15 protein-coding genes are annotated in these 14,055 nt (G+C 52.1%); all 15 read right to left on the reverse strand.

The window, feature by feature from the left end:
- Window positions 1-8: 8 nt before the first annotated feature.
- Window positions 9-749 (reverse strand): LptA/OstA family protein, encoded by a 741-nt coding sequence (locus tag UCI88_RS02820; protein WP_065359425.1) that lies wholly within the window; start codon window positions 747-749, stop codon window positions 9-11.
- A 2-nt stretch (window positions 750-751) separates the two neighbouring features.
- Entirely contained in the window at window positions 752-1,306 is a 555-nt protein-coding gene (lptC, locus tag UCI88_RS02825; protein ID WP_044504515.1) for an LPS export ABC transporter periplasmic protein LptC, read from the reverse strand.
- A complete protein-coding gene (locus UCI88_RS02830) occupies window positions 1,278-2,216 on the reverse strand; it encodes a lysophospholipid acyltransferase family protein (RefSeq protein WP_044504516.1) in 939 nt (312 codons plus the stop codon). The genes lptC and UCI88_RS02830 overlap by 29 nt, the downstream gene beginning before the upstream one ends.
- Before the next feature lie 18 nt (window positions 2,217-2,234).
- On the reverse strand, window positions 2,235-2,771 hold the full coding sequence (locus UCI88_RS02835) for a KdsC family phosphatase (protein ID WP_044504517.1): 537 nt from the start codon (window positions 2,769-2,771) through the stop codon (window positions 2,235-2,237).
- Window positions 2,771-3,742 carry a KpsF/GutQ family sugar-phosphate isomerase gene (locus UCI88_RS02840; RefSeq protein WP_044504903.1) on the reverse strand — a complete coding sequence of 324 codons (972 nt, stop codon included), beginning with the start codon at window positions 3,740-3,742 and terminating at the stop codon, window positions 2,771-2,773. Before UCI88_RS02840 ends, UCI88_RS02835 begins: the two co-directional genes overlap by 1 nt.
- 14 nt (window positions 3,743-3,756) lie before the next feature.
- The gene (gene kdsA, locus UCI88_RS02845; RefSeq protein ID WP_044504518.1) at window positions 3,757-4,602 is read right to left on the reverse strand and encodes a 3-deoxy-8-phosphooctulonate synthase; all 846 of its coding nucleotides are present in this window, start codon (window positions 4,600-4,602) and stop codon (window positions 3,757-3,759) included.
- 3 nt (window positions 4,603-4,605) lie between these two features.
- On the reverse strand, window positions 4,606-5,355 hold the full coding sequence (kdsB, locus tag UCI88_RS02850) for a 3-deoxy-manno-octulosonate cytidylyltransferase (RefSeq protein ID WP_065359428.1): 750 nt from the start codon (window positions 5,353-5,355) through the stop codon (window positions 4,606-4,608).
- The gene (gene lpxK, locus UCI88_RS02855) at window positions 5,352-6,500 is read right to left on the reverse strand and encodes a tetraacyldisaccharide 4'-kinase (RefSeq protein WP_256179750.1); all 1,149 of its coding nucleotides are present in this window, start codon (window positions 6,498-6,500) and stop codon (window positions 5,352-5,354) included. Before lpxK ends, kdsB begins: the two co-directional genes overlap by 4 nt.
- A gap of 4 nt (window positions 6,501-6,504) precedes the next feature.
- Window positions 6,505-7,839: a 3-deoxy-D-manno-octulosonic acid transferase gene (locus tag UCI88_RS02860; protein WP_044504521.1), complete on the reverse strand. Its 1,335-nt coding sequence runs from the start codon at window positions 7,837-7,839 to the stop codon at window positions 6,505-6,507.
- A gap of 5 nt (window positions 7,840-7,844) precedes the next feature.
- Window positions 7,845-9,605 (reverse strand): lipid A export permease/ATP-binding protein MsbA, encoded by a 1,761-nt coding sequence (msbA, locus tag UCI88_RS02865; RefSeq protein WP_044504522.1) that lies wholly within the window; start codon window positions 9,603-9,605, stop codon window positions 7,845-7,847.
- Window positions 9,589-10,743 (reverse strand): lipid-A-disaccharide synthase, encoded by a 1,155-nt coding sequence (gene lpxB / locus UCI88_RS02870; protein ID WP_256179749.1) that lies wholly within the window; start codon window positions 10,741-10,743, stop codon window positions 9,589-9,591. The genes msbA and lpxB overlap by 17 nt, the downstream gene beginning before the upstream one ends.
- Before the next feature lie 11 nt (window positions 10,744-10,754).
- Entirely contained in the window at window positions 10,755-11,570 is an 816-nt protein-coding gene (locus UCI88_RS02875) for an LpxI family protein (RefSeq protein ID WP_065359432.1), read from the reverse strand.
- Window positions 11,571-11,692: 122 nt separating this feature from the next.
- Entirely contained in the window at window positions 11,693-12,505 is an 813-nt protein-coding gene (lpxA, locus tag UCI88_RS02880) for an acyl-ACP--UDP-N-acetylglucosamine O-acyltransferase (RefSeq protein WP_044504525.1), read from the reverse strand.
- A gap of 190 nt (window positions 12,506-12,695) precedes the next feature.
- On the reverse strand, window positions 12,696-13,142 hold the full coding sequence (gene fabZ / locus UCI88_RS02885) for a 3-hydroxyacyl-ACP dehydratase FabZ (protein WP_044504526.1): 447 nt from the start codon (window positions 13,140-13,142) through the stop codon (window positions 12,696-12,698).
- Window positions 13,143-13,159: 17 nt separating this feature from the next.
- Window positions 13,160-13,993 carry a UDP-3-O-acyl-N-acetylglucosamine deacetylase gene (lpxC, locus tag UCI88_RS02890; RefSeq protein WP_044504527.1) on the reverse strand — a complete coding sequence of 278 codons (834 nt, stop codon included), beginning with the start codon at window positions 13,991-13,993 and terminating at the stop codon, window positions 13,160-13,162.
- Window positions 13,994-14,055 lie beyond the last annotated feature (62 nt).

The following is a 14,055-nucleotide window of genomic DNA, read 5'->3' on the forward strand; positions in this document are numbered from 1 at the left end:
GATACCCCTTACTCACTGCCCGGCACGATGACGATGGTCGAGCGGCTGCGAGTCTGAACAGAATTATCGGCAAGTTGAATATCGACATTATCCCCATTTAAGGAATTGCCGTTCTGGGTCGCATTGACGTTGCCCCGGAGATGGACGACGCCGTCATTTTGGCCCGGAGTCTGGGTGTAGATAGCCTGATTGGCATAGGCCACCAGGTTGTCCGCCGGCGATTCGATATGGACATTGCCCGTACCGACGGCCTTTATCTGTTTAAACCAGGCATCGATGTGGTCGGCCCACATCTGCGACCCCTGAGCTTCGAGATAGCCGTTGCCGGTGACGATGCTGTGATCCTTGTCGAGGTAGTATTCTACCTTATCGCCGCGAACTTTTTTATCTTCATAGACACCGTGGACATTCCCCGTGGCTACGATATAGTTGCGGTTCGTCGAATGCATTTTATCTGAATTGAGCTGCATATTCGGCTGCTGTACGGCAACATTGCCTTCCATGTCGGCTTCGGACGTCTTCAAGTTGTAGACGCCTTTATTGCCGGTCATGGTCGCCTGGTCGCGGACGATGACGACGTTGCCCGTAGCCGTTGCCACCTGCGTCTTACCGTTGTATTCGAGCTTGTCTGCCGTAACCGATACGGCAGGATTGCCGTTGTTATCGGCGGCCATGACCCCGGCAGACGGAAGGATCAAGGACCCGATAAGGGCAGCGGCTGCCAATTTTCTTCCCAAGAATTCTATCATAATTATTCTCCCCTTGTCACTTGCGCATGGCCGGTCAGCAAGACCTTGGTCAGACTGCTGTCGGTTTCAAAAGAATCTGCTTTCAGCGTCGTATTATCATGGCGCTCCATGACGACTTTGCCGCCTTTAATCATACGCGTATCCATATTATAATACACACTGCCTTCAGTCTGCAACGTATCGCCCTTATCGGTTTCAGCCTTGACCGGCTGCTTGATTTCAATGGTACGCTTTTCCCGGTCGACAATGCCTTTATCAGAGGTAATGGTCATCTGCGTTCCGTCTTCGGCGACGACCAGTGCTTTCGGATTCGTAAAATACATGATCTGCGTATCCGGATCGATTTGAATCTTATCCGCCGTCAGTCTCCAGACCAGTTTGCCATCCTGTTTTTCTTCGAGTTCCGACCCATCGAACTCGACGAGCTTATCAGGACTTACCATCGTATCCTCCGACGTGTTGGGATTCATGAAGACGTAGAGCATGACAGCAAAGCCGATGACTGCGATGACGGCAATCAGGGAAATCTTATTCTTTTTCAGCTTTTCGGCTATCATCGATATGCGCCTCCGGTTTCTGTTGTAATGCAATGATCTCTTCCGGCTCCGTACTCCAGCGATGCTGGAACCACAGCCATTCGGTCGGATGTTCTTTGATGAAATTTTCCGTAATAACCGCCATCTTACGGGTCATGCGGGCAATATCGGCTTCCTTATCCCCCGTGTCTTCATAATGCATGATTTCTCCGATAGCCAGGTGCGTACGGTGGTTTTCATCATGGATGGTAAAGACCGGAATGATGGGCGAGTGAAATTTTTGGGCAAACATGGCCGGTCCCTTAGGCGTCGAGCTCATCTTCCCCAAGAAGGGTTGCGGCACGCCGTAAAAGCCGCCGTCCTGGTCGGCCAAAAAACCGAGGAGTTTCTTTCGTTTCAGGGCACGGGCGGCGATGATCATTTCATTACCGCCTCGGGCAAAGACTTCAAGTCCCATGCCTTCCCGATTTTCATTGAGCAGTCGGGTAACGGCACTATTAGCCTGGTTTTTGACAATCGTCGATGCCGGATAGCCATACATGGCTAAGGCACCGAGCCATTCCCAGTTCCCCATATGCGCGGTAAGAACGATGACCCCTTTATCTTCTTTCATCGCTTCATCGAGTCGTTCCGGATGGTCGAGCGTGACGTATTGGCGAATATTGTCGGGATTCAACCGCGGCGTATAGAGAATTTCCATCAGCGACTGTCCCAGATTGCGAAAGACTTCGGTCATGATGGCTTCCGCTTCGGGCCGACTGCATTCCAAACCGCGCTGGATTTGGAAGATACCGCGTTCGCGCTGCTTTTTCATAAGTTTTCCTACGAAAGGACCGAGTGTACGGCCCAAAGAAATGATGAGCGGATACGGAAGACAACAGAGAAATTTCCCAAATCCGCGAGCAACGTGGTACTGCCATTCCTTCCCCACAGTACAGACTCTCCTTTCTTATTGGCGCAACGTAAATGCCGAATCCCCCAGATAACGGCGCAGGACGTCATCCCAAACGTGTTGGCTTTTTAAAATATATTCGGCAAACTCCCTGAGGGCCCCATGGCCGCCGGGATAGGCAGACACAAAAGCAGCCGAGTTCCGTGCTTCTTCACAGGCATCGAGGGGGGCGGCACCAAATCCGGCATTGGCAATGAGTTCAACGTCATTCAGGTCATCTCCCATGTAAGCCACTTCATCGAGAGAAAGACCGATTTCACTGCATAATTGCTGCATAGACCGCAGTTTATGAGAACAATCCTGCAGGACATAATCGATATGCAAATCCTTGGCACGCTGTTCAACCATGGGTGAACGGCGACCCGTAACCAAAGCCGTCTTCAAGCCGGCTGCCCGGACCAGGGAAATCCCCATGCCGTCACGAGCCGAAAAGCCTTTCATGGCATCGCCGGACGGACTGTAATAAATAATGCCGTCCGTTAAGACGCCGTCGACATCGAGGGCCAGCATTTTAACGTGTGTCAAAAAGCCCATCAGACCACTCCCTGCCGCAGTAAATCTGTAATGTGGACCATGCCGACGACCTTCTGATCTTCATCGACGACGGGCAGAACCGTAATCGGCCGCGGCTGATTCTTTTCCATGATGTGCAGGGCTTCTGTCGCCAGTTTATGGTTGACGATCACCCGCGGGTTTTTGGTCATCATGGCGTCGACGGGCCACTGCAGGAAATTAGAGCCCGTTTCCAGACCGCGGCGGACGTCGCCGTCGGTGACGAGACCGATCAGTTTGCCGCCTTCATCGATGACGGAAACGGCGCCGAGGCCTTTTTCGGTCATGAGAAACAGGGCGTCCTGAACGCTGCTGTCTTCATTGACGACCGGGTTGTCCTCGCCTTTATGCATGACATCATCGACGGTGAGCAGCAGTTTTTTGCCAAGGGCACCGCCGGGATGGAAGATACCGAATTGTTCTTTCGTAAAGTGGTGCTGTGTAAGGAGAACCACTGCCAGGGCATCGCCAAGAGCCAACGAGACGGTCGTACTCGTCGTCGGAGCCAGTCCTAAGGGGCAGGCTTCTTTTTCAACGGATGCATCGAGGATGATGTCAGCATGTTTAGCCAAGGTCGAATTATGGTTGCCGACGACGGCGATGAGTTTCGCCCCAATGCGTTTGAGCGACGGCAGGGTATTGAGGATTTCAATGGTTTCCCCGCTGTTTGAAAAAGCGAGGACGACATCGTCGGCCGTAACCATGCCCAAGTCACCGTGGATCCCTTCAGCCGGATGGAGAAAAATGGACGGCGTTCCCGTACTCGACAAGGTAGCCGCTACTTTGCGGGCAATATGCCCTGATTTTCCCATGCCGGTGACAATGACCCGACCGTGGGATTCCATGATAAGATTCACGGCATTGACGAAGTTCTGATCCAATGTCGGAATTAATTTTTCAATCCCCTGTGCTTCCTGATGGAGCACGTCTCTTGCTTCTTCTAAAATATCCATCATATCGGCTCCCCTCACATTTCCGTACTTACGCTGTTTTTGGCAATGTCGCGAATGGCGACCATATCGCGAAGGACCTTTTCGACCTGCGACAAATACAGCATATTCGGGCCGTCGCTGAGCGCTTCGGCCGGGTTGTCATGAACTTCCATGAAAACGCCGTCGATGCCGGAACCGGCAGCAGCACGGGACAGATTACCAATGAACTGGCGCTGACCGGACGATTTGGTACCGGCACCGCCCGGCAGCTGAACGCTGTGGGTCGCATCAAAGACGACAGGATAGCCGAAGCTGCGCATAATCGGGAAGGAACGCATGTCGACGACCAGGTTATGATAGCCCAGGCTGACGCCTCGTTCGGTGAGCATGATATTTTCATTACCCGAATGGACAATCTTATCGACGACATTCTTCATGTCTTCCGGTGCCAAAAACTGGCCTTTTTTTACGTTGACGCATTTACCCGTTGCAGCAGCGGCTTCGACCAGATCCGTCTGCCGGCAGAGAAAGGCCGGAATCTGGATGACATCCAGGACTTCAGCGGCCGCTTCCACCTGGTGGACTTCGTGGACGTCACTGACGACGGGAACTTGAAGTTCCTTTTTGATGTCCCCTAAAATACGCAGGCCTTCTGTAAGGCCCGGTCCGCGATACGACGTATATGACGAACGATTGGCCTTGTCAAAAGAGGCTTTAAAAATATAGGGCAGGCCCAGTCGTTCGCAAATTTCTTTCATCTTGCGGCCGATGTTGAGCGTCCGTTCCGGATCTTCGATGACACACGGACCGGCCATGACAAAGAGGCTGCCGTTGCCGCCGACGATCGTATTGCCAACATGAATTTGTTTCACTGTTTCCATAGTCTATTCCCCTTTATGAGCAGATTCAGCAAAATAACGGCGGATGCGTTCAAGATCATCCGGCGTATCGATGCCAATGAATTGATGATGCGTTTTTATCACTTTTATCTTATAACCATTTTCGAGAACTCGCAACTGTTCGAGGGACTCAACTTTTTCTGCCGGGGTCGGTTCCATAGCGGCATAGGCCAAGAGAAAGTCCCGGCGGTAGGCATAAATCCCGATGTGTTTGTATGGTACCACGCCGCCCTCTTCAAAAGCATGCCGCGGATACGGAATGAGGGACCGTGAAAAATACATAGCTTCGTCGCGCTGATTGAGGACGACCTTTACGGCACTCGGTTCATGATATTCTTCTTCAGTCAGAGGCGCTGCAACGGTAGCCATAGAAAGATCGGGCTCCTCTTCAAAAACCCGGCACAGATCATCGATGACGTCCGGCGCAATGAGCGGTTCATCGCCTTGGACGTTAATGATGACGTCGGCATCGGGAAAGTGAGCCACGGCTTCGGCCAAGCGATCGGTCCCATTGGTATGGTCTTCCCGGGTCATGACGGCATGACCGCCAAAGGAAACGACAGTGTCATAAACTTTAGGATTGTCGACAGCGACGACGACAGCCGTCAGTTTCGAGGCCTTGGACGCCTGTTCATACACGCGCTGTACCATCGGTTTGCCGGCAATATCACATAAAGGCTTCCCCGGCAGGCGCGTCGAAGCGTAGCGCGAGGGAATGATGCATACAAAATTCATAGTTTATCCTCCAATACAGATTGCAAGACGGCATCTATTTTTTCTTGCCCTTCTACGATATCAAGGGTAATGGCCAAGACGTACAAGGGAAGGTCGTATTCTTTTACAAGATCGGCGGGAAGCTTCACGGCATCTTTTTCTGTCGTCACCAGAATACACTGCTTTTCGGCAGCCATGTCGGCCATTCGCCGGATATCCGAAGGTCCGTAATGATGATGATCTTCAAAGCGAAGGACGCCGGATACGGTGAAGCCGGCCCCGCGAAGGGTCTCTTCAAAAGAGGCCGGATTGCCGAGGGCCGATACGGCCAGCACCGGTTGTGCCATAAGGTCAGCCGGCATGGCCTCTTCCGGGTGAAGGCCTTGATCCCAATTTAAAAAAGGAAGGACGGCCGAGGGCTTGTGGACCGATAAGGCCACGGGAGCCGACGAATTGTATCGCCGAAGGTCCTCTTGAATCTGAGCCACAGTCTCCGGTGATACCTGGTCAACCTTGGTAATGATAAAGACGTCGGCCCGAGAAAGATGCGCCAGCGGTTCGCGCAGGATGCCTCGCGGCAGGACATGGCCATTTCCAAAGGGATTGGTTCCATCGATGAGGACGATGTCGACGTCGCGATAAAGCTGCCAGTGCTGGAAGCCGTCGTCGAGGATGAGTATCTGAGCATCGAATTTTTCAACGGCCATGCGGCCGCTTACAGCCCGGTCCCGACCGACGAGGACGGGAATGCCCATGAGGCTTCTGGCCATGAGACTCGCTTCATCGCCCCCCTCTTCAGCCGTAAGGAGTACCATGCGGCCATCGGACATGACCGAAGCGCCGCTCTTCTCCCGTTTCGAGTGATAGCCTCGGTTGAGGAGTGCTACGCGCCAGCCCCGGGCAGAAAGTTCTTTAGCCAGCATACAGGCCATAGGCGTCTTCCCCGTCCCGCCGACGGTAATATTACCCAAGCTGATGACGACAGCCGGGAGCCGTTCCTGCCGCTCCTCGTGGTCGGCAAAGGAGCGGTACTTCATGATGACGGCCTTTCGATAAATCCAAGAGGCGCCGCTAAGGAAGAGCAGAGCCGGCCAGTCCCACCAGTGATGTTCTTTGCTTCCTGTCAAATAATGAAAGTAAGCAGTTCCTGCCGTTCTCAAGGACATAGGCTCACCTCCCGGTCTGAATCGATTCCAACATTTCTTGCAGTTTATCTAAATTCTTACGAGTCGCCCCTTGATTTTCCCGGACGACGGCAATACAATTTCGCTTCATCGCTTCGGCCCGATCGGGATTGACGAGGATGTCGAGGCAAGTGTCGACGAATTCCTCTTCGTTATTCACCATGACACAGGCACCGTGACGACTGAGGAGCTCGAAGATTTCAACGAAGTTAAACATATTCGGTCCGACGACGATCGGTTTCCCGTGCGCCGCCGGTTCGAGGATATTATGGCCTCCAATATGGGCCAAACTGCCGCCGACGAAGATTAAATCGCCAAGGCTGTAGACCCGCCCCAGTTCCCCGATGGTATCGAGGACGACGCCGTCATAGGCCGAGCGAACGGCCTTTCCGGCCATCATGTCACTGCGTTTGACCATGGTCACGCCGTGCTTAATGCCTTCATCGACGATGAGGTCGGCCTGGTAAATATAGCGCGGTGCAATAATCAATTTGGCATCGGGAAAATGGTCGCGAATTTTCACAAAGGCCTTATATACCGGACTGTTTTCGCCGCGGTGGGTACTGCCGGCAATCATGATGGGACTGCCTTCAGAAAAGCCGAGTTCATGAAGGAAGCGCTTCTTCTCTTCTTCCGTTACGATACCATAAGTCTGGTCGTACTTGGTGTTGCCCGTGACGATGACCTTATTGGGATCGGCGCCGATATCGATGATGTACTGGGCATCGATATAGCTCTGCATGCAGAACATGCGAATCGTCGACAAGACGCGGCGCGTAAAAAAGGTAATCAGGCGGTAGCGAACGGCACTGCGCTGACTGATACGGCCGTTCATCATCATGACCGGAATCTTTTTGTCAGCAGCAATGCGCAAAAAGTTAGGCCAGATTTCCGTTTCGACTAAGACGATAGCCTGCGGATTGACGATGGTCAGGATACGGTTGGTCAAATAAGGCAAATCCAAAGGGAAGTAGAGGATCCCGTCGGCCCCTTTTATGATTTGATGGGCCATGCGGAACCCCGTCGCCGTTACGACCGATACGATGATGACTTCATCGGGGTGTTTTTTTCGCATTTCACGCACAATGGGGCTGGCCGCTACGATTTCACCGACCGAGGCGGCATGGACCCAAATGGCATGGCGATTGGATATTTTTTCTTTTAATTCATCCGGCAAAAAGCCGATGCTCTGTTTGATGCGCTGATAAAAACCTTCTTCATGGATTAAGCGGTAAATCAACATGGGAATGAGAGTCGCCCAATAAATGAGGAGGAGAATATTATACAGCCAGTACATCGGATGGGATTTTAAATTCTTCATCGCTATCAACCTTCTGAAGCTTCTTTCTTATCGTTAAATTGAACGGCGTAGAGGTGTGCATAAAGGCCGTCTTTGGCCAATAATTCGGCGTGAGTCCCCGTTTCCACGATGTGACCATGGTCGATGACGACGATGTTGTCGGCGTTGCGGACCGTGCTCAGACGATGAGCAATGACGACGGCAGTCCGGCCTTCCATGAGTCGATCCAGGGCAGCCTGGACAATTTTTTCGCTTTCCGTATCGAGGGCGGACGTCGCTTCATCGAGGATGAGAATGCGGGGATTTTTGAGAATAGCCCGGGCAATAGCAATGCGCTGGCGCTGACCGCCGGACAAGGAGTTGCCCCGGTCACCGACGAGGGCGTCATAGCCGCCGGGCAGTCTCATAATGAATTCGTGGGCATTGGCAGCTTTGGCGGCCGCGACGATTTCGTCTTCCGTCGCATCGAGCCGACCGTACAGGATGTTTTCCCGAACGCTGGCATTAAAAAGCATCGTTTCCTGCGGCACGAGGCCGATTTGCTGGCGCAGGGAGGCAAAGGTGACGTCCCGGACGTCGATGCCGTCAATCAAGAGGCGGCCTGCCGTAACGTCATAAAAGCGAGGCAGTAAGTTGGCCACCGTCGATTTTCCGGCACCGCTGGGACCGACGAGGGCAACGACTTCGCCCGGACGGACTTCGAGATTAAAGTCAGTCAAAGCCGGGTGTTCTTTATCATAGGCAAAGGAAACGTTATCGAAGGTCACTTCCCCTTTTACTTGCGGCAGGGTTACAGCACCTTCTTTTTCCTTGACGTCGGGCACGGTGTCGATCGTTTCAAAGACGCGGTCGGCAGCGGCCAGAGATTTTTGGATGTCACCGTAGATTTCACTGATGCGGCGAACGGGATTCGCCAAGTTAATGGCATAGATGAGGAAGGCAATCAAGGCACCGGCCGTCATTTCTCCGTTGATGACACTCATGCCGCCATACCAGATGATGCCGGTTACGGCAATGGCCGCAAAGAACTGGATAAACGGCGTCAATAAAGACGTCAGCCGGGTCGTATTCATAAGGGCCCAGAAGTTGCGGTCGTTTTGCAGCATGAAACGCCGGATTTCAAAATCTTCGCGGTTAAAGGAGCGAATGATGCGAATGCCGGAAATGGCTTCTTCAAGCAGAGACGTAATATCTGCCATCTTGCCCTGTACGTCGTGGCCGGCACGGCGCAGGCGGGAGCCGAAGAAGTTGATCGTAAAAACGACGAGAGGCACGATGACCAGGGTCAGGAGGGTCAGCTTCCAATAGAGGAAAATCATCGATGCCAAAGAACCGACGAGGATGACGGCTTCCTGAACGAAAGAAATGAGGTTGCCGGCAATGGCCGTCTGAAGGGCCGTGACGTCATTGGTCAGGTTGCTCATGATATTGCCCGTCTTATGCTTATCAAAATAAGACAGGGACAGGGTCTGCAAATGGCGGTACAGTTTTTCGCGGATATCATTGACGATTTTCTGGCCGACGAAACTCATGAGATAGCGTTCGCCAAAGTAAAAGACGCCGCGCAGTAAAAACAGGACCAAGATGCCGATGACGATAAGGTTCAAGGTATAAATGTCTTTATTGGCCAATACCTTGTCGATGACGTCCTTGATTAGCCAGGGAACGACGACGTTGCTCGCCCCGGACAGAGCCATACAGATGACGGCGAAAACGAGCCGTGTCTTATAGGGTTTGATGAAAGTTAATAATCGTTTATAACCTTGCCAACTATTGTACTGCTTCATGAATACCTCTTTCTCTTGCAAAAGTTAAGACAGCCTGGGCTGTACGCATCACAGCTCCTGATTCCCCCATCGTACGGCGCACGGCAGAAAGGTCCTCACAGAGCTTCGCCCGGCGCGGTCCGTCGTCCAGCATAGGAAGGACGACGTCAGCAATATTATCCGGCGTCACATCATCCTGCCACAGCTCGGGAATCACCCTGCGGCCCATGATGATGTTGGGCAGGCCGATACTTTCAATATGTACCAGAATCTTGGAAAGCCAATAGGTCAGGCGATTGACGCGATATACGAGAAGGGTCGGAAGCCCCATCAGGGCCGTTTCAAGGGTTGCCGTCCCCGAAGCTGCAATCGCAGCGGTACTGATATTCATCATGTCATAGACATTGCCTTCTCCGACAGTGACAGTCATGCCGGAAGAGGCAATGATATCATCAAGCATGGCTCTATCGATGGTCGTAGCCCGCGGGATGAGAAATTGCAGGTCTCCGTAGTCACGCTCTATCTGTTTCGCCGCTTCCAACATACACGGCAGCAGGCTTGTCACTTCCTGGACACGGCTCCCGGGCATGAGAAGGATCGTTCGCTTCTCTTCCGAAAGGCCAAACTTCAAAAAAGCGTCGTGACGGCTCAGGCTCGGATGGACGCTGTCTAAAAGGGGATGCCCCGTATAGAGGACATTCGTCCCTATATCTTCATAGAGCTTGGCTTCAAAAGGGAAAAGGGAAATAGCCAAATCCGTATATTTTGCAATCGTCTTCCCCCGGCTCTTATGCCAGGCCCAAATGGTCGGCAGAATATAATAAATGACAGGAATTCCGGCAGCTTTGGCGGCCTTTATAAGGCGCATATTAAAGCCCGGATAGTCGATGCAAACGAGGACGTCGGGCTTTTCCTTCTTCATCGTATCGACTAGAAAATCACGGAGGCGAAAGAAAAAAGGAATCTTGCGGATAATCTCACCGATGCCGATGACTCCCAAATTATCGATGTCATAGACGATATCGACACCGGCGTCTCTCATCTTTTCACCGCCCATACCGAGCAGTTCGATGTCCGGCGCAAGTTGTTTCAAAGCTCGTGCCAAATTGGCGCCGTGGAGGTCACCGGACGCTTCACCGGCAGAAAACATAATCTTCATAGGATCTCCCGTCAAAAGTTCTTATCAACAGCACAGATAACGATGCCGTGGCTGTCCGCCAGGCGCAGGACTTCATCTTGTTCGACAAAAAGGGTCCGTCCAGCTTCCATGGCAAGGACATTGCAGTTGCTTTCAATCATGGACAAAATCGTCTGCCTGCCGACGGCCGGCACATCGAAACGAGGGTCCTGGTTGGGTTTTGCCACTTTGACGACAACCGATTTTTCACGGCCGAGAGCCCCGCCGCGGCGAATACAGGCATCGGTCCCTTCAATGGCTTCGACAGCCATGACGGCCTTATGCTTAACGACGACGGTCTGGCCGATATCCATACCGCCCATGGCCTTAGCCGTCACGAAACCGAAGCGGATATCGTCTTCTTCCCCTTCCGTCGGCTTGCGGCGCGACAAGACACCGATGGCCGGCATGAGATCCTTCAAATACAAGGTCTGGTCGACGACTTCAAGGCCGTCTTTGGCCAGTTCATCGACGATGGCCAGCATGATCGTATCGTCCTTGCGATTACGCAATTTCGCCAACAGTTTAATGGCCCGCAAATCGGGAAATTTAAGCCCTTTAAAGAGAATTTCCTTGGTGACCTTCCCGATCATGGTAACTTTCGAGACGTCATTTTTTTTGAGGGTCTTAATGATTTTATCCAACTTGGCAACGTTGATATCGTAGTATGCATCGGCTTCCGCTGCCAGTTCCGGTTCGACATCGCTGACGACGGCGATGACGACAACTTCATATCCCAGGTGTTTTGCAGCACGCATAAACTCGACAGGAAGCTTACCGATACCGGCCAAGAGCCCAACTTTTTCCATAGCAATCATCCTTATTCATAAAGAGAAATATTTATCTCTATATTATACAAAAAAACAGGTCCCTTGTCAGTAAAAAAAGGGCTATCGCAGGTGCGACACCCCTTTTACTCACTGGCTGCTGCCTAATCCTTTGTTCCTCGGCAAATACCGCGGTCGGCATTGCGAAGGAAGCGGAGAAAATGTTCTACTTCTTCGGAACTGTCCAGTTCCTGTTCCATTTCAAAAATAGCCTGGCGCAAATTGAGTCCGGAACGGTACAAGATGCGGAATGCTTTTTTCAATTCCCGGCGGACATCTTCGGGAACTCCGGCCCGTGAAAGGCCGACACTGTTAAGGCCGATGCAGCGTGCAGGCTGACCGTCGGCGATAACGAAGGGCGGAATGTCCTGTACGACTTTCGCCAGGCCGCCGATCATGCTGTTGCGGCCGATTTTGACAAACTGATGGACACCGGCAATGCCGCCGATGACGACCCGATCTTCAACGGTAACGTGACCGGCAAGGCCGGCGCAGTTACTCATGATGACGTGGTTGCCGACGACGCAGTTGTGGGCAACATGGGTACAGGCCTGGAACAGGCAGTCATTGCCGATTCGCGTTTCTTCCCCTTCACCTGTCGCCGTGCTGACCGTCACGAATTCCCGGAAAACCGAGCGGTCGCCGATGATAAGAAAGCTCTTTTCACCGTGATATTTTAAGTCCTGCGGTTCCGAACCGATAGAACAGCTCGGGAAAAACCGGCAGTCTTTACCAATCGTCGTCCAACCGTCAATCGTAACGTGGGCCATGATTTCTGTTCCGTCACCAATAGTGACATGAGGCCCGATAACGGCATACGGTCCGATTTTAACACCAGCCCCAATTTTCGCCTGCGGGTCTATAACAGCCGTCGGATGTATCATGCTCTGACGCATGTTATTCGTTTCCTCGGTCATTAAAGTCACTCCTCGCTTCCCTGTCCCTAAAAGGGACAGTCGCTTAAATTCATAAATATCTACGTATATAGTCGCAGGAAGGACGATTTATTTCGCCCGGCAAAATCAAGCCATTTCCCGCAATATTCCCCTTTATGCTGCTAAATACGCCCGTTTAGCTCATTATTTAACATAAAGTCAATTTTATTGATTACTTTTTCGGATTCTGTCCCGGCATGAGGGCAAAGAGATATTCTCCTTCGGCGCAGAGGATATCACCGACGTGACACTGAGCCTTGACCTTGCCCATACGGCCCTTTACCTTTTCGATGTCAGCCCGCATGACCAACTGGTCACCGGGGATGACGGGATGGCGGAAGCGGATTTTATCGATTCCCGTAAAGAAGGGAATGAGGCCGCGGTTTTCTTCAGGATACAAGAGGGCAATACCGCCGACCTGGGCCATAGCTTCGGCAATGAGGACGCCCGGCATGACCGGCTTGCCCGGAAAGTGGCCTTGGAAAAATTGCTCATTAAAGGTCGCATTCTTGATGCCGATGGCATATTTCATCGGTTCCAATTCAATGATCCGGTCAATAAGCAGCATGGGATAGCGATGCGGCAAAATTTCCATAATATCAGTTACTTCCAAAGTCATGAGAATTCCTCCTTAGCTCACTGTAGTTCTTCAAAAATCTGATGTGTCAGCTGGTTGTTTAAGTTATGGCTCGATTTGACGGCAATGACATGGCCTCGTATCGGTCTTCCGAGTAAAGACAAATCACCGACGATGTCGAGCACCTTATGGCGGACCAATTCGTCATCGGAGCGCGGAACGGACAGGCACGACGTCTTATCATAGACGACGACATTTTCAATCGTACCGCCCTTGCCAAGGCCCAATTTCTTCAGCATTTCCAATTCTTCCGTAAAGGCGATCGTCCGGGCAAAGGAAATCTGCTCAATGTACGAAGCCTTGGTGACGGTCTCGTCAAAAAACTGGACGCCCAGCATAGGGTGCGGATTGATAGATGTAAAGGTAATGCGGAATCCATCGTAAGGCACAAGAGCGATAAACTTATCTCCGTCCTGAATGAGATGCTGTTTCTGTATGACCAGCGGTCGGCGCGGCACATCGAGCTCACGGACTCCCGCTTCTTCAATGAGCTTGACAAAGGTCAGACTGCTGCCGTCGGCAACGGGCGGTTCGACGGAATCCATTTCGACAAAGCAGTTGTCGATTTCCATCCCATAAAGGGCCGACAGCAGATGTTCTACCGTAAAGACCTTGGCGCTCCCTTTTTCCAGGGTCGTCGCCCGCATCGTATTGGTTACATTCGTCAGATGGGCTTGTACAGACGGTTTTTCCGGCAAATCGGTCCGAATAAAAACAATCCCTGTATCAGCCGGAGCCGGGCGCAGTACCATATGAACTTCGTTGGCAGCATGCAGGCCGATCCCGTTAAATGAAACGTCATGAGCCAGTGTCGTTTGTGCTGTCTGTGACATAGGCAGGCCCCTCCTTTCCTGTTACGAGTAAGACAAATAATTTTTTCGTAATTTTTTTTATA

Origin of the sequence: Megasphaera massiliensis, assembly GCF_036305205.1 — a bacterium.
GTDB classification, from domain to species: domain Bacteria; phylum Bacillota; class Negativicutes; order Veillonellales; family Megasphaeraceae; genus Megasphaera; species Megasphaera massiliensis.